At 74.2% G+C, this 14,636-nt stretch carries 14 protein-coding genes; 8 read left to right on the top strand and 6 right to left on the bottom strand.

Going from position 1 to position 14,636, the window contains the following annotated elements:
* Positions 1 to 825: 825 nt before the first annotated feature.
* From QSJ97_RS10190 to QSJ97_RS10170, 5 genes are all read right to left on the bottom strand, one after another.
* A complete protein-coding gene (locus tag QSJ97_RS10190) occupies positions 826 to 2,058 on the bottom strand; it encodes a TIGR03862 family flavoprotein (RefSeq protein WP_285671645.1) in 1,233 nt (410 codons plus the stop codon).
* Between the two features lie 16 nt (positions 2,059 to 2,074).
* On the bottom strand, positions 2,075 to 2,395 hold the full coding sequence (locus QSJ97_RS10185; protein WP_285671644.1) for an antibiotic biosynthesis monooxygenase family protein: 321 nt from the start codon (positions 2,393 to 2,395) through the stop codon (positions 2,075 to 2,077).
* A gap of 81 nt (positions 2,396 to 2,476) precedes the next feature.
* Positions 2,477 to 3,271 (bottom strand): class I SAM-dependent methyltransferase, encoded by a 795-nt coding sequence (locus tag QSJ97_RS10180; RefSeq protein WP_285671643.1) that lies wholly within the window; start codon positions 3,269 to 3,271, stop codon positions 2,477 to 2,479.
* A gap of 49 nt (positions 3,272 to 3,320) precedes the next feature.
* Positions 3,321 to 4,463: a serine/threonine protein kinase gene (locus QSJ97_RS10175; protein WP_285671642.1), complete on the bottom strand. Its 1,143-nt coding sequence runs from the start codon at positions 4,461 to 4,463 to the stop codon at positions 3,321 to 3,323.
* A gap of 123 nt (positions 4,464 to 4,586) precedes the next feature.
* Entirely contained in the window at positions 4,587 to 5,528 is a 942-nt protein-coding gene (locus tag QSJ97_RS10170; protein ID WP_285671641.1) for a 2OG-Fe(II) oxygenase family protein, read from the bottom strand.
* Positions 5,529 to 5,573: 45 nt separating this feature from the next.
* On the opposite strand from QSJ97_RS10170, the gene QSJ97_RS10165 reads away from it, so the two are divergent.
* The 5 genes from QSJ97_RS10165 (at position 5,574) to QSJ97_RS10145 (ending at position 8,740) form a co-directional block, all read left to right on the top strand.
* Positions 5,574 to 5,924, top strand: coding sequence for an HNH endonuclease family protein (locus tag QSJ97_RS10165; protein WP_285671640.1), 351 nt, complete (start codon positions 5,574 to 5,576; stop codon positions 5,922 to 5,924).
* A gap of 62 nt (positions 5,925 to 5,986) precedes the next feature.
* Positions 5,987 to 6,820: an SDR family NAD(P)-dependent oxidoreductase gene (locus QSJ97_RS10160; RefSeq protein ID WP_285671639.1), complete on the top strand. Its 834-nt coding sequence runs from the start codon at positions 5,987 to 5,989 to the stop codon at positions 6,818 to 6,820.
* A 103-nt stretch (positions 6,821 to 6,923) separates the two neighbouring features.
* The gene (locus QSJ97_RS10155; RefSeq protein WP_285671638.1) at positions 6,924 to 7,124 is read left to right on the top strand and encodes a twin transmembrane helix small protein; all 201 of its coding nucleotides are present in this window, start codon (positions 6,924 to 6,926) and stop codon (positions 7,122 to 7,124) included.
* Positions 7,125 to 7,199: 75 nt separating this feature from the next.
* Positions 7,200 to 7,832: a cob(I)yrinic acid a,c-diamide adenosyltransferase gene (locus QSJ97_RS10150; protein ID WP_285671637.1), complete on the top strand. Its 633-nt coding sequence runs from the start codon at positions 7,200 to 7,202 to the stop codon at positions 7,830 to 7,832.
* Between the two features lie 5 nt (positions 7,833 to 7,837).
* Positions 7,838 to 8,740 carry a lytic transglycosylase domain-containing protein gene (locus tag QSJ97_RS10145; protein ID WP_285671636.1) on the top strand — a complete coding sequence of 301 codons (903 nt, stop codon included), beginning with the start codon at positions 7,838 to 7,840 and terminating at the stop codon, positions 8,738 to 8,740.
* Positions 8,741 to 8,846: 106 nt separating this feature from the next.
* Here QSJ97_RS10145 and QSJ97_RS10140 read toward each other — a convergent pair whose 3' ends face one another.
* Positions 8,847 to 9,356, bottom strand: coding sequence for a hypothetical protein (locus QSJ97_RS10140; protein WP_285671635.1), 510 nt, complete (start codon positions 9,354 to 9,356; stop codon positions 8,847 to 8,849).
* A 1,398-nt stretch (positions 9,357 to 10,754) separates the two neighbouring features.
* Here QSJ97_RS10140 and QSJ97_RS10135 point away from each other — a divergent pair.
* From QSJ97_RS10135 to QSJ97_RS10125, 3 genes are all read left to right on the top strand, one after another.
* On the top strand, positions 10,755 to 11,516 hold the full coding sequence (locus QSJ97_RS10135) for an electron transfer flavoprotein subunit beta/FixA family protein (RefSeq protein WP_285671634.1): 762 nt from the start codon (positions 10,755 to 10,757) through the stop codon (positions 11,514 to 11,516).
* On the top strand, positions 11,516 to 12,442 hold the full coding sequence (locus QSJ97_RS10130) for an electron transfer flavoprotein subunit alpha/FixB family protein (RefSeq protein WP_285671633.1): 927 nt from the start codon (positions 11,516 to 11,518) through the stop codon (positions 12,440 to 12,442). Before QSJ97_RS10135 ends, QSJ97_RS10130 begins: the two co-directional genes overlap by 1 nt.
* 375 nt (positions 12,443 to 12,817) lie before the next feature.
* Positions 12,818 to 13,693, top strand: coding sequence for a 3-hydroxybutyryl-CoA dehydrogenase (locus tag QSJ97_RS10125; protein ID WP_285671632.1), 876 nt, complete (start codon positions 12,818 to 12,820; stop codon positions 13,691 to 13,693).
* The last annotated feature ends 943 nt before the right edge of the window (positions 13,694 to 14,636 follow it).

Here is a 14,636-nt window from a genome sequence, read left to right as displayed (position 1 = left end):
GCCGGGGTCGCACCGCGGGTGCCGGGGTCGCACCGCGGGTGCCGGGGTCGCACCGCGGGTGCCGGGGTCGCACCGCGGGTGCCGGGGTCGCACCGCGGGTGCAGGGGTCGCACCACGGGCACAGAGGTCGAGCGGCGGGTGCCGGGGCCGCGCAGCGGAGCCGGCGCCACGCTGCGGGCGCCTGTGCGGCGCCACGGGCACCGTGGTCGCGCCGCAGTAGCCGGCGCCACGCCATAGTTGCCGGCGCCGCACCGCGGGTGCCGGGGTTGCACCGCGGGTGCCGGGGTCGCACCGCGGAGCCGGCACCACGCTGCGGGCACCAGGGCGGCGCCACGGACGCCGTGGCCGCGTCGCAGATACCGGGACCGCACCGCGGGTGCCGGGGCTGCGCGGCCGAGGCTAGGGGGCCGCGCAACGGCGACGCCTGGCGCCACCTCGCCCGGGTGGGTGGGGCCTCGGCCGCGCGGCCCCGGCACCCGCTGCGGGCGGCGCATCGGGGAGCGGCACGGACCCCGGCACCTGCGGCGGGCGGCGCGTCGGGAGGCGGCACCACCCCCGGCGCCCGCGGTGCGGCGCGTCAGGGGTGGCACGGGCGACGGCGTCCGCTGCGGGCGGCGCTCCAGGGGGCGGCACGGGCGACGGCACCCTCGGCAGGCGGCGCACCGGGGGGCGGCGCGTCAGGCGGCGGCACGCGCGACGGCATCCGCGTCAGGCGGCGGTACGTCGGGCGACGGCATCCGCGTCAGGCGGCGGTACGTCGGGCGACGGCACGGGCCACGCTGCGGGCGGCGGCGGCACGACCACGCTGCGGGCGGCGTCGGCGCGTCAGGGGGCGGCGCGGGCGGCGGCGGCCCGCCCGGCCCAGCGCCCGGTGGCGAGGCAGGCGGTGAGCAGGTAGCCCCCGGTCGGCGCCTCCCAGTCGATCATCTCGCCGGCGGCGAAGACCCCGGGCAGCGCGCGCAGCATCAGGCCCTCGTCGAGCCCGGCCCAGCCGATGCCGCCGGCGCTGGAGATCGCCTCGGCGATCGGGCGCGGCGCGGCGACGCGCAGCGGCAGCGCCTTGATCGCGCGGGCCGTGGCCGCGGCATCGCCCAGCGCCTCCGGCGCCGCCTCGCGCAGCAGCCCGGCCTTGACGCCGCGCAGGCCGGCGCGCTTCCGCAGATGGTTGGCCAGGCTGTCGCGCCCGCGCGGCCGCGCGAGCGCCCCGGCGAGGCTCTCGAGGCGGCGCCCCGGCGCGAGATCGAGCCGCAGGATCGGGTCGCGCGCCAGCCGGTCGCGCAGCGCCGCCGAGATCGCATAGACCGCGCTGCCCTCGATGCCGCGCGCCGTCACCACGAACTCGCCCTGCACCTCGGCGGCGCCGGCCGAGAGCCGCACCGGCTTCACCGGCGCGCCGGCGAAACGCCCGGCGAAATGCGCCGACCAGGGGATGTCGAAGCCCATGTTCGCCGGCTGGAAGGGCGCGAGCGGCACGCCCTCGGCGGCCAGCCATGGCGCCCAGGCGCCGTCCGAGCCGAGCCGCGGCCAGGAGGCGCCGCCGAGCGCCAGAACGGTGGCGCGCGGCGCCAGCAGGCGCCGGCCCTCCGGCGTCTCGAAGGCCAGCGGCGCGCCGCCGCGCGCGGCGCCGGGCGGCCCGTCCCAGCCGGTCCAGCGCCAGCGGCTGCGCAGCTCCGCCCCGGCCCCGGCCAGCCGCGCCAGCCAGCGCCGGAGCAGCGGCGAGCCCTTCATCGCCTTCGGGAACACCCGGCCGGAGGAGCCGGTGAAGAGCGGCTCGCCGAGCGCCTCGGCCCAGGCCATGGCGGCCTCCGGGCCGAATTCCCCGAGCATCGGCGCGAGCCGCGGCGCGGCGGCGCCGAAGCCCGCGAGAAAGCGCCCGGCGGGCTCCTCCCTGGTGAGGTTGAGCCCGGATTTCCCCGCCATCAGGAACTTTCGCGCCGGGCTCGGCCGGCCCTCGAGCAGCAGCACCCGAAGCCCCGCCGCGGCCGCGGTCTCCGCCGCCGCGAGCCCGGCCGGCCCGGCCCCGATCACCGCGACGTCGCAGCGCTCCACCCCGGGCACCGCCGGCGCCGCCCGGTCAGTCGAAGCTCTCGACCACGTCGTACATCACCGGCTCGAAGCTGCGGCAGTTCTGCAGGAACACCCGGTTGCGGCTGCGCATCTCCTCGGAGCGCAGCATCGCCAGGAAGTCCTCGCGCCGCTCCCATTGCGAGTAGTTGGCGATCCGGGTCCGGGCATCGTTGACATGGAGCCCCGCGGCGATGAAGCCCGGCTGCCTGCTGATGAACTCGGCATAGGCCGCGCGCAGGGCCTCGAGCAGGTCCTCGCACATGCCGGGACTGGTCTCGAAGGTGGTGATGACGGTCTGGATCTGGGCCTCGCGGCTGATGGTCGGCATGGGCGCTCTCCCGGCTGGTTTGGTGCGAGCCTAGCACCTCGCCGGCGGCGGTGCGAACGGGAAGCTGCGCCGCAGCCCCGGTCAGGCCGGCACCACGGCCCGCACCGCCCAGGCCCGGGCGGCGAGCCGGATCGGCACATCCTCGCCGGCCGGTGCCAGCCGCGCCGCGAGCCGCGCCCGCAGCGCCGCCTGCGCCGGCGCCGGCAGCCCCGCGACATAGCTGCCCGAGGGCCCGGTGCCGGAGAGGAACGGCGCCCAGTAATCCTCGAAATCGGCGAACCGGGTGGTGACGCCGAGCGCCGTCTCCTCGACCGCGGCCAGCCCGCAGCCCTCGCAGAGCGCGGCGAGCTCGCCGGCGCGGCAGAGCGGCATCAGCGCCTCGTGGCGCTCCGCCGCGGCGGGGTCGAGCGCCACCGCCTCGTCCCAGAGGATGCGCAGCATCTCCATCTCGCCGCCATAGTCCCAGACCGCCGCGGCGACGCGCCCGCCGGTGCGCGTCACCCGCCGCATCTCGCAGACCGCGCGGACCGGGTCGGGCACGAAGTTGAGCACCAGCAGCGAGACGCAGGCATCCTGGCTGTCATCGGCCAGCGGCAGCGCCTGCGCGTCGCCGAGCACGAAGCCGGCGCGCGAATCGTCGAGCCCGGCGGCGGCGGCGGCGAGGAAATCCGCCGAGCCGTCGAGACCGGTCACCCGCATCCCCGGGCCGATATCGAGCAGCGCCGCGCTGACCGCCCCGGTGCCGCAGCCGATGTCGAGCACCGCGGCGCCGTCCTCGATCCCGGCAAAGGCGAGGAACTCCGGCGCCAGCCGGCGGCTCCAGCGGCCCATCAGCCGGTCATAGCTGTCGCCGCTCCAGATCGCCCGCTCGGTCATCGCCGCCTCCCCTGCCATCCGATGGCGGAGGATAGCACGCCCGGCCGGCTCAGCCGGCGGGGAAATGGTCGGTGCAGCTGCCGATCCGGCGCACATCCGCGGTGCAGCAGTGCAGGCCGCCGCCGAAGGCATAGGCGTCGCGCAGCTCCACCGGCACCACCTCCATGCCGAGGCGGTCGAGCTGCTCGGCCTGGTAGACCTCGCTGGCCTCGACGCAGACCGTCTTGGGGTCGAGCACCAGCACGTTCATCGAGAGCCAGACCGAGGAGTAGCAGAGCGGCGGCGGCGTGTTGTGCGCCGGCTGCGCGGCATCGACGATCTCCCAGCCGTTGCGCTCGAACAGCCCGCGGCACTCCGCCGGCAGGCGGCGCTGCGGGTTGTTGAGGATCAGCCCGGGGCGGATCGGCGTGAAGGTCGCGTCGATATGGATCGGATAGGGGTCTCCGGGAAAGTTCACCGCATGCACCCGGTGCTCGGGGAAGTGCCGGCGCAGCCACTCGATGCCCTTGAGATTGGTGGTGAAGCCGTGCTGCACCACGAGATCGCGGCCGAAGCGCAGCACGTCGGCGGCGTCGAACAGCGGCTCCTCCTCGGTGGTGACGAAATGCTTCGCCGCGGCCCAGTCGAGCCGCTGCGCGATGGAGATGCTCTCGGAGAGATAGTCGGGGCGGTAGTCGGCATCGGTCAGCCGCGGCTTCGGCGCCGCCTCGTGGCGGAAGTTCGGGTCCTCCTCCCAGTAGCGCTGCAGCAGCGGGCGATAGCAGAGATACTCGAACCAGCGGCAGCGATACGACATCGTCGCCTCGAGGATCTCGCGCCCGACGGTCAGCAGCACGTCGCGCGGCGGCATGCAGCCGAACTGGCTGGCGGTCTCGAAATCCGGGGTGCGCACCGGCTCGGAGAAGTCGATCGGGGTCGGCCGGTCGACCCTAATGCCGCGGGCGCGGAGCTGGTCGGCGAAGCGGTCGAGCAGTTCGTTGGCGCGGTCGATGCTCTCCTGCGGGCGCCGGCCCCACTGCCCGCGCATGTCGCTGTCGGCCGGCACCTTGGCGTCGAGCGCCGGCTCGGCGGGCGGGATGTGGCAGTCGTCGGCGCGGCCGACGATCACATGGGCGAGCGGGTCCCACTCGGTCCAGCTCTCCACCACGGTGGTTTCCGTCGCCTGGGTCGTCTCGGTCGCCGCATCCGCCATCTCGTCCTCCGCCGGGTCCTGTTCGCTGCCCCTGTCTTGCGGGCAGGCGGGCGGGCCGCCAAGGCGGATCCGGACCCTCTGGGGTGCGGAAAGCGACATCTCCGGCCGGCGCGGCGGCCGGGATCAGGCGGCGGGGCGCCGGGTGACGCCGTGGAAGTTGGGGAAGCGCACCATCCGCTCCCACAGGAAGTCGCCATAGACGAAGGCCGCGCCGGCGCCGCCCGCCAGCGGCTCGATCCGGGCATCCACCGCCGGCTCGAAGAAGAACGGCACCGAGAAGCGCTCGGCCGCCCCGCCGAGCACCCGGTGCGGGGTGGCGCGGATGCGCCCGCCGCTCCAGTCCTCGAGCATCTGGCCGAAATTCACCACCAGCCCGCCCTCCGCCGGGGGCACCGCGATCCAGCCGTCCGGCCCCTCGGCCTGCAGCCCGCCGGTGCGGTCCTGCCAGAGCAGCGTGACGAAGCCCGAATCGGTATGCGCCCGGGTCATCAGGAAGCGCCTGCCGCCGGCGCCCTCGACCACGCGGTCGGGCGCGATGGCGGCCGGGTCGAGCGCCGGGTAGCGGAGCAGCCTGAGGGTCGAGATCGAGCGGGCGAAATGGCGCTCGGCCAGCGCCTCGTCGGCGCCGAGCCCGCGCAGCAGCGCCCGGGTCAGCGCCATGCCGAGCCGGCTCATCGCGGCGTAGTAGGCGCCGGTGGCGGCGGCCCAGCCGGGGATCGCCGGGCGCGGCGTCGGCTCGGTCAGCGGATCGCCGCCATCGCCGGCGCGCTCCGGCCAGGCGATGTCCGGGCCGATGTCGAAACCCTCCAGCACCCCGGCGCCGTCGGGCACGAAATGGCCGCGATAGACATGGCGCGAGGCCGGGTCGTACTTGTTGCGCAGCACCGCCCGGCGCACCGGCTCGGGGGCGCCGAAGAAGCCCAGCATCGCCGCCCGCGGCGGCGCCAGGCCGAGCGCCGCATCGACCCCGGCCAGGGTGAGAAACCCCGAGCCCGCGGCGCCGGACATGATCGCGGCATCGGCGCGGCCCTCGAGCACCGCCTCGACGGGAATCACCGGAATCATCGCATGGCCCTCCGCAATCCGTGGCATCGCGCTAGTATGACCACCATGAGCCCGCCATCCGCAACCGATCCGTCCGGCACGGCGCCGGACACGGCATCAGAAAGCCTCCCGCTCTGCCCGCTCTGCGGGCGGCCGATCCCGCCCGAGGCGCGGCAGAGCCTGCACCACCTCGTGCCGAAGCTGAAGGGCGGGCGCAACGGGCCGACCGTGCGGCTGCACCAGATCTGCCACAACGCGATCCATGCGGCGCTCTCCGAGGCCGAGCTGGCGCGCCATTATGCCAGCATCGAGGCGCTGAGGCGCCATCCGCAGATCGCCCGCTTCGTCGCCTGGGTGCGCGGCAAGCCGCCGGCCTTCCACGCCGCCACCGCCGGGCCGCGGCGCCGGCGGCGCTGAGCGGGCCTCGCCAAGCCGCGCCGGAGCGGCTATCTCACGGCGCGGGATCAGGGAGGGGCGGCATGGACCGGCGCAGCGTTCTCATCACCGGCTGTTCGAGCGGCATCGGCCACCACGCGGCGCATGCGCTGAAGGCGCGCGGCTGGCGGGTCTTCGCCTCGTGCCGCAAGGCGGAGGACTGCGCCCGGCTCGAGGCCGAGGGGCTGGAGAGCCCGCGGCTCGACTACACCGATCCGGCGAGCATCGCGGCGGCGCTGGATGCCGTGACCGGGGCCACCGGCGGGCGGCTCGACGCGCTGTTCAACAACGGCGCCTATGCCTCGCCCGGCGCGGTCGAGGACATGCCGACGGAGGCGTTCCGCGAGATCTTCGAGACCAACTTCTTCGGCTGGCACGAGCTGACCCGCCGGGTGCTGCCGGTGATGCGCGCGCAGGGCCACGGGCGGATCCTGCAGAACTCCTCGGTGCTCGGCTTCGCGGCGCTGAAGATGCGCGGCGCCTACATCTCCACCAAGTTCGCGCTGGAGGGCTACACCGACACGCTGCGGCTCGAGCTCGCCGGCACGCCGATCCATGTCATGCTGCTGGAGCCGGGGCCGATCCGCACCCGCATCCGCGAGAACGCCCGGCCGCATTACCGCCGCTGGATCGACGCCGCCAACAGCCCCTGGGCCGAGCTCTATGCCACCGTGCTCGAGCCGCGGCTCTTCGAGGAGAACCCGCCGCCGGACCGCTTCGAGCTCTCCTGCGCGGCGACCACGGCGAAGATCGTCCATGCGCTGGAGAGCCGCCGGCCGCGGCCGCGCTACCCGGTGACCACGCCGACCTATGCGGCGGGGCTCTTGAAGCGCGCGCTGCCGACGCGCTGGCTCGACCGGGTGCTGGCGAGGGGCTGAGCCCGGCCCGCCCGCAGCGGCGCGCCCCCTGGCCCGCCGCCCGCGCCATTGCGCCGCGGCGCGGGGCTGGCAGCGGGGCCGGCGAGAGGCTACATGCAGAGCCATGTCCGAAAACATTCTCTTCATGGCGATCGCCGCCTGCCTCGCCACCCTGGTGGTGCTGATGATCGGCATCATCGGGTTCGGAACCGGCAAGTCCACGCCGAGCTTCTCGAACCGGATGATGCGCTACCGGATCATTGCGCAGTTCGTGGCGATCGTGCTGATCATGGCGACGATCCTGGTCGCACGCGGCGGCGGCTGACGCCGGCGGCCGGATCGCAGGCACGGACGGGCGGGGAGCGGCTCCGCGCCCGCGGATGAGGGGCGAGGTGAGCCGATGGTCGTTCTCAACAGGATCTACACCCGCAGCGGCGATGCCGGGGAAACCGCGCTCGGCGACGGGCGCCGCGTCGGCAAGGATGCCGCCCGGGTCGAGGCCTATGGCACGGTGGACGAGCTGAACGCGGTGGTCGGGCTGGCGCGGCTGGCCGGAGGCGCGGTGGAGGGCACCCCGGCCGAGGGCACCCCGGCGGAGGCCGCCCCGGCGGGGAGCGCCGGCGAGATCGACGCCGCGCTCGGGCGCATCCAGAACGAGCTCTTCGATCTCGGCGCCGATCTCTGCCGCCCGGAGATGGCGCGCGACGCCGAGGCCGAATACACCCCGCTGCGCATGGTGCCGGGGCAGGTCGACCGGCTCGAGGCCGAGATCGACGCGATGAACGCCGCGCTGGCGCCGCTGCGCAGCTTCGTGCTGCCCGGCGGCTCGGCGCTGGCGGCGCATCTGCATCACTGCCGCACGGTCTGCCGCCGCGCCGAGCGGCTGGTGGTGCGTCTCGCCCGCGAGGAGGAGGTCAACCCGGCGGCGATCCGCTATCTCAACCGGCTGTCGGACTGGTTCTTCGTCGCCTCGCGCGCGGCCAACGACAACGGCGCGCGCGACGTGCTCTGGGTGCCGGGACAGACCCGCTGAGGCCGATGCTCCGGTCCGCCGCCCTCCTCGCCCCGGCCGCGGCGCTGCTGGCCCAGATCGCCACCGTCGCGGCGGCGGCGCCGCCGACCGCGCCGCCGATCTCGCCGCGCGCGCCGGTGGCGATGGCCGAGGCGCCGGCGGCCCGGCCGCTGACCGAGGCGCAGCGGCTCGGCCGGATCTGCGACCTGATCGAGGGCGCGGCGGCGGCGCACGGCCTGCCGGCGGATTTCTTCGCCCGGCTGATCTACCAGGAGAGCCGCTTCGACGAGAAGGCGATCTCCCCCGCCGGCGCGCAGGGCATCGCGCAGTTCATGCCCGGCACCGCGAAGGCGCGCGGGCTGCGCGACCCCTGGGACATCCGCCAGGCGATCCCGGCCTCGGCGCGCTTCCTCGCCGATCTGCGCCGCGCCTTCGGCAACTGGGGCCTCGCCGCGGCGGCCTACAATGGCGGCCCCGGCCGGATCGAGGCCTGGCTCGCCCGCGGCGGCTATCTGCCGCACGAGACGCAGGGCTATGTGCGCGCCATCACCTTCCGCCCGGTGGAGTGGTTCCGCGCCCGCGGCCGCGAGGTCGAGCCGCGGCCGCTGGTCGAGGGCAAGCGCTTTGCCGAGGCCTGCCGCTCGCTGCCGATCCTGCCGACCCGGGCGGTGCTCGGCCAGCAGCTGCCCTGGGGGGTGCAGATCGCCGGCGGGCGCAGCCACGGCGCGGCGCTGCGGGCGGCCCGGCGGGTCAGCCGGCGCTATGCCGCGGTGCTCGGCGGCAAGCCGCTCAGCGTGGTGCGCAACCGGCGCGGCATCCGCGGCGCGCCCTATCAGGCGCGGATCGGCGCCGCCAGCCGGCGCGCCGCCGGCCAGCTCTGCGCCCGGCTGAAGCGCGCCGGCGGCAACTGCGTGGTGCTGCGGAACTGAACCGGCGCGCGGGGCGCGAAGCTCGCCGCGGGCGTCACCCCGGCAATGAAGAGGCCGGCGGAGCGCTGCCCCGCCGGCCTCTAACGGTCCGGTGCCCTAGTGCGGCTCACTCGCCGCGGACGTTGGCCTGGATGATGTCGTAGATCTTCTTCACCACGTCGCGCAGCCGGGTCAGGCCGTCGGCCGAATCGTCGAGCGCCTTGGCCAGCGCGTCCATGTCGTTGGTGGCGACGATGCCGGCGAGGCGGTTGTGCACGGTGATGGTGATCTCGCGCATCTCGCCGCTGAGCGCCAGCACCTCGGGCTTGGCGCCGAGCGCGTTCACCCGGTCGTCGAGCACGACCGACCAGAACGCGGCGGCGGTGCTGCCCTGGAACATCCGCGCGGCGGCGACGTTCATCGAGAAACGGTCCTTGGCGGCAAGCGCGCGCTCGAAGTCGCCGGACGCGTCGAACAGGTCGCGCAGGCCGTCCTCGGCATGCAGGTAGAGCTGGGTGACGCGGGCGCGGATCACCTCGGGGTTGTCGGACTGGGCATTGGCGGGCGCCGCGGCGGCGAGCGCGCCGAGCACCAGGGTCACGGAAAGCACGGATCTGATGAGACGAGTGAATGACATGAAATTCTCCATGATGTGGCGGCCCGGAACCGGGCCAGGGCGAGGACAGGATGCGTCCTCCGCGGCGGTCGAACAGGCCCGCCGCGGAAGCACGTGCCGCCGAAGCGCCCATGCGTTCCCCGGCGGCCGCTCCCGCAATGCACGAGTTCCGGCCGACAGTCCAGATTCGTTCCGACCTGCGGTCCAGATTGGCACCATGCCGGCGCGCGGGACATCGCCAGGCCGACGCCGCGCCGGGCCCGCTCCACCATCCGCGCCCACCGCACCCGCCAGCGCCTGAACCCACCACCGCCTGAAGCCGCCGATGCCGGACCTGCCGATGCCCGGGGCCTGCCGGCGACCGGCCCTGCCGGTGCCTCGGTCTGCCGGCATTGGGCCTACCGGCAACCGGGCCCGCCAGCGCCTGGACCTCCCGGCGACCGGATCGGCCAGCAGCCGGGCAGACCAGCAACCGGGCCGGCCAGCGACTGAGCCTTCCGGCGCCTGGACCCGCCAGCAACCGAGCCAATCAGTGACCGCGCCTGCCGCTGCCAGGGCCCGCCGGCATCTGGGCCTTCCGGAGACCTGGCCTGCCTGCAACCGGGCCTTCCGGCGTCTGAACCTCCCGGCGCCCGGGCCTGCCAGCAGCCGGACCTGCCGGCACAGGGACCTGCCAGCAACCGAGCCTACCAGCGATCGGGCCTGCCGATGCCTGGGCCTGACGGCATCTGCGCAGGCGCGGTTCCGGGATCGCTGCGCCGGCCCGGAGGCCATGCCCGCACCGCCGGGCGCCGGCGGTGCCGTGACCCGAAAGCGGGAGCGCGCCGGCGACGCCCTGTCGCACGCGCCAGACAGCTGCGCCGGCGGGCACCGCCCCGACCAGGCCCCCGCCAGGCGGGCGCGGGTGCCGGTGGCCTCGCAGGAGCCCAGTTCCCGGGTACGCCCGCGCGGGGCGGGCAGAAACCCCCTTCCCGGCTGCGTCCACGCGGGGCGCGCGCGCGTGTCGGTGGACCCGCAGAAGCGCCTCGTTCCCGGCCGTGCCCACGCCAGGTGGGCGCCCCTGCCGGTGGCCTTGCAGGAAGCGCCATTCCCGGCCACACCCACGTGGGCGCACCGCTGCCGCTGCCCGCGGCGCCGGCGCGGCTGGTCGCCCGGGCCGGCGCGCGGGCATTCGCCGCGGCGCGGCGCGGGGAGGCGGCGCGCGCTCCCCCGGCCCCCTGCACCGGGCGACAAGGCGGCCTCAGGCGGGCAGCGGCGGCGGCGCAGGGCGGCGGAGATGACGCATTGCTGCCCTTGCATGACGCTTTCTTTTCAGGGAAACCGGGGGCGCTCCGCTAGATGTGTCCCTCGGACCGTCCACGAGGCGGGAGATCCATACGGGGCCGCCTTGCGCGCGGCCGACATGAAAGGAATGCGCGGATGAAGGTGCTCGTGCCCGTCAAACGCGTGATCGACTACAACGTGAAGGTCCGTGTCAAGGCGGACAGCACCGGGGTCGATCTCGCCAACGTCAAGATGTCGATGAACCCCTTCGACGAGATCGCCGTCGAGGAGGCGATCCGGCTGAAGGAGAAGGGCGTGGCGAGCGAGATCGTCGCGGTCTCGATCGGCGTCGAGAAGGCCCAGGAGACGCTGCGCACGGCGCTCGCCATGGGCGCCGACCGCGCGATCCTGATCGTCGCCGCCGACACCGTCGACACCGATATCGAGCCGCTCGCCGTCGCCAAGCTGCTGAAGGGCGTGATCGACGCCGAGGCGCCCGGCCTCGTGCTGATGGGCAAGCAGGCGATCGACAACGACATGAACGCCACCGGCCAGATGCTCGCGGCGCTCACCGGCTGGGCCCAGGGCACCTTCGCCTCGAAGCTCGCCATCGAGGGCGACAAGGCCAAGGTGACGCGCGAGGTCGATGGCGGCCTGCAGACCATCGAGGTCGCGATGCCGGCGATCATCACCGTCGATCTGCGCCTCAACGAGCCGCGCTATGCCTCGCTGCCGAACATCATGAAGGCGAAGAAGAAGCCGCTCGACAAGAAGACGCCCGCCGACTACGGCGTCGACGTCACGCCGCGCCTCGCGGTGGTCAAGGTCGACGAGCCGCCGGCGCGCAAGGCCGGGGTCCGGGTCGGCTCGGTGGACGAGCTGATCGACAAGCTCAAGAACGAAGCGGGGGTGATCTGATGGCCGTTCTCCTGATGGCAGAGGTGACCGATGGCGAGCTGGCGCTCGACGCCACCGCCAAGGCCGTGAACGCCGCCGCCGCGCTCGGCGAGGTGACGCTGCTGGCCTGCGGCGCGCGCGCCGCCGCGGCGGCCGAGGCAGCCGCGAAAATCGACGGCGTGGCCAAGGTTCTGTGCGCCGAGGACGCGATCTACGGGCACCGGCTCGCCGAGCCCACCGCGGCGCTGATCGTCAGCCTCGCCGGCGATTACAGCCACATCGCCGCGCCGGCCACCACCGACGCCAAGAACATCATGCCGCGGGTCGCGGCGCTGCTCGATGTCATGGTGATCTCCGACGTGCAGGAGATCGTCGATGCCGACACCTTCGTGCGACCGATCTATGCCGGCAACGCGATCCAGACCGTGAAGTCCGCCGATCCGACCAAGGTGCTGACGATCCGCACCGCCGGCTACGACGCCGCCGGCACCGGCGGCTCGGCGCCGGTCGAGAACATCGCCGCGGCGGGCGATCCGGGGCTCTCGTCCTGGGTCGAGGACAGCGTGGTGGCGAGCGACCGGCCGGAGCTGACCTCCGCCAAGATCGTCGTCTCCGGCGGCCGCGGGCTCGCCTCCAAGGAGAACTTCGCGCTGATCGAGAAGGTCGCCGACAAGCTCGGCGCGGCCACCGGCGCCTCGCGCGCCGCGGTCGATTCGGGCTATGCGCCGAACGACTGGCAGGTCGGCCAGACCGGCAAGGTCGTCGCCCCCGAGCTCTACATCGCGGTCGGCATCTCCGGCGCCATCCAGCATCTCGCCGGCATGAAGGACAGCAAGGTGATCGTGGCGATCAACAAGGACGAGGAGGCGCCGATCTTCCAGGTCGCCGATTACGGCCTGGTCGGCGATCTCTTCGATGTCCTGCCGGAGCTCGAGGCCAAGCTCTGATCCGGCCCGGAACCGGCTGAGCGGCTGAGGCGCAGGGGGGCCCCGCATCCGGCGATGCGGGGCCCTTCGCCCTCTCCGGCAGGGGCGCCGCGGCATCGCCCGGGCGCCGGCGCGAACCTGCCGCACGAACCTCCGGCCCGAACCGGGGGACAAAGGTTCGCATGGCGGGTTCGCCCGCGCCGGGAAAGTTCCGCCGGGCCGCTGCCGCCGGGAAGGTTCGCGGGAACCGCCGCCGCCGGCACCGCCGGGCGCATGGATCGGCAGCGCCGTCGCGGCCCGGGCGACGCGCTGTCCCTTGAACTGCCGGTCGCGGCGCGCATTATGGGCGCCGCACCGTGCCGGACCCAACCGGGACGCGAAGAAGGAACGAGGGCGATGGAGATCAAGACCGTGGGCGTGGTGGGCGCCGGGCAGATGGGTGCGGGCATCGCCCAGGTCTTCGCCCAGGCGGGCTACGAGGTCCTGCTCAACGACATCAACCAGGAAGCGCTCGATGCCGGCCTCGCCCGCATCGCCAAGGGCATGCGCCGGATGGTCGAGCGCGGCAAGCTCGACGCCGAGAGCTGCGAGGCGGCGCTGGCCCGGCTGAAGGGCACCACGGTGCTGGCCGAGCTCGGCCCGCTCGACCTCATCGTCGAGAGCGCCACCGAGAACGAGACGATCAAGAACCGGATCTTCGCCGGGCTCAAGGAGCATCTCGGCAGCCAGACGCTGCTGACCACCAACACCTCGTCGATCTCGATCACCCGGCTGGCCTCGCTGACCGACCGGCCCGAGCGCTTCATGGGCCTGCATTTCATGAACCCGGTGCCGGTGATGCAGCTGGTCGAGCTGATCCGCGGCATCGCCACCGACGACGCCACCTTCCAGACCGTGCGCAAGGTCGTCGAGAACCTCGGCAAGACCCATGCCACGGCGGAGGACTTCCCGGCCTTCATCGTCAACCGCATCCTGCTGCCGATGATCAACGAGGCGGTCTACACGCTCTACGAGGGGGTCGGCTCGGTCGATTCGATCGACAAGGCGATGAAGCTCGGCACCAACCACCCGATGGGCCCGCTCGAGCTCGCCGATTTCATCGGGCTCGACACCTGCCTGGCGATCATGCACGTGCTGCACGAGGGGCTGGCCGACACCAAGTATCGCCCCTGCCCGCTGCTGGTGAAATATGTCGAGGCCGGCTGGCTCGGGCGGAAATCCGGCCGCGGCTTCTACGACTATCGCGGCGAGACCCCGGTGCCGACGCGCTGAGACCGGCCCGGCCGCCGGCCGGACCCGGGCCCGCCGCGCCCCGCCCCTGAGAGCGCGCGGCGGCTGCGACGGCAGCGCGGCCCACCCACGGCACGGCGGGCCCTCGCGTCGCCGCCGCGCCCCCGTTCCGCCGGCCCGCGGCTCCGCCGCCCCGCCCTGGCGCCCGCCCAGGGTTTCGCCGTCCCGCTTTGCCACCGTCCCACGGTTTCGCTGTCCCGCTTCGCCACCGTCCCGCGGTTCCACCATCCTCCGGATTCGCCATCCCGCATCGCCGCCGACCCACTGTACCGCTGACCGGTGGTCCCGCCGGCACGGGCTCTCGCCGGCCCGCGCTTTCGCTGGCCCCTGTGCCGCCGGCCCGCAGCTCTGCCGGCCCTGCGGCTTGCCAGCGCGCTACGTCGCCGGCCCGCTGTTTCGCCGGTACGCTGTTCCATCGCCAGCCGTGCCACGGCATGCGTTTCCGCCAGCCCGTGGGTCCTCCGGAGCGCAGTTCGGCCGGTTTGCCGCGCCGCCGGCCCGAAGTTCCGTCGGCCCGTCGGCTTACCAGCGCCTACGTCGCCGCCTCGCTGATTTGCCGGATTGCCGTCCCGTCGGCCGGCCGTGCCGCCGGCATGCGTTTCCTCCACCCGTGGGTCCTCCGGCGCGCAGTTCCGCCGGCTTGGCGCGCCGCCGACCTGAAGTTCCCCCGGCACGGTGGCTTGCCGGCGCGCTCCGTCGCCGGCCCGCTGTTTCGTCGGATTGCAGTTCCGTCGGCTTGCGGTTCAGCCAGCCCGTGGTTCTTCCGGCGCACAGTTCCGACGGCTTGGCGCGCCGTCGACCTGAAGTCTCGCGGGCTCGGTGGCTTGTCGGCGTACTGCGTCGCCGGCCCGCCGTTTCGTCGGATTGCCGTTCCGTTGGCTTGCCGTGCCACAGGCATGCGGTTCCGCCAGCCCGTGGTTCCTCC

Source organism: Paralimibaculum aggregatum, from assembly GCF_030270585.1.
Taxonomy (GTDB): domain Bacteria; phylum Pseudomonadota; class Alphaproteobacteria; order Rhodobacterales; family Rhodobacteraceae; genus Thermohalobaculum; species Thermohalobaculum aggregatum.
The sequence above is the reverse complement of the archived record's forward strand: the minus strand, read 5'-3'. Positions and strand labels throughout refer to the sequence as shown.

Bases quoted from the DNA above. Each gene is read 5' to 3' on its own strand.
- QSJ97_RS10175 (WP_285671642.1), bottom strand. From the start codon at position 4,463: ATGGCGGATGCGGCGACCGAGACGACCCAGGCGACGGAAACCACCGTG.
- QSJ97_RS10140 (WP_285671635.1), bottom strand. From the start codon at position 9,356: ATGTCATTCACTCGTCTCATCAGATCCGTGCTTTCCGTGACCCTGGTG.
- QSJ97_RS10185 (WP_285671644.1), bottom strand. From the start codon at position 2,395: ATGCCGACCATCAGCCGCGAGGCCCAGATCCAGACCGTCATCACCACC.
- QSJ97_RS10170 (WP_285671641.1), bottom strand. From the start codon at position 5,528: ATGATTCCGGTGATTCCCGTCGAGGCGGTGCTCGAGGGCCGCGCCGAT.
- QSJ97_RS10155 (WP_285671638.1), top strand. From the start codon at position 6,924: ATGTCCGAAAACATTCTCTTCATGGCGATCGCCGCCTGCCTCGCCACC.
- QSJ97_RS10160 (WP_285671639.1), top strand. From the start codon at position 5,987: ATGGACCGGCGCAGCGTTCTCATCACCGGCTGTTCGAGCGGCATCGGC.
- QSJ97_RS10130 (WP_285671633.1), top strand. From the start codon at position 11,516: ATGGCCGTTCTCCTGATGGCAGAGGTGACCGATGGCGAGCTGGCGCTC.
- QSJ97_RS10135 (WP_285671634.1), top strand. From the start codon at position 10,755: ATGAAGGTGCTCGTGCCCGTCAAACGCGTGATCGACTACAACGTGAAG.
- QSJ97_RS10150 (WP_285671637.1), top strand. From the start codon at position 7,200: ATGGTCGTTCTCAACAGGATCTACACCCGCAGCGGCGATGCCGGGGAA.
- QSJ97_RS10145 (WP_285671636.1), top strand. From the start codon at position 7,838: ATGCTCCGGTCCGCCGCCCTCCTCGCCCCGGCCGCGGCGCTGCTGGCC.
- QSJ97_RS10125 (WP_285671632.1), top strand. From the start codon at position 12,818: ATGGAGATCAAGACCGTGGGCGTGGTGGGCGCCGGGCAGATGGGTGCG.
- QSJ97_RS10180 (WP_285671643.1), bottom strand. From the start codon at position 3,271: ATGACCGAGCGGGCGATCTGGAGCGGCGACAGCTATGACCGGCTGATG.
- QSJ97_RS10165 (WP_285671640.1), top strand. From the start codon at position 5,574: ATGAGCCCGCCATCCGCAACCGATCCGTCCGGCACGGCGCCGGACACG.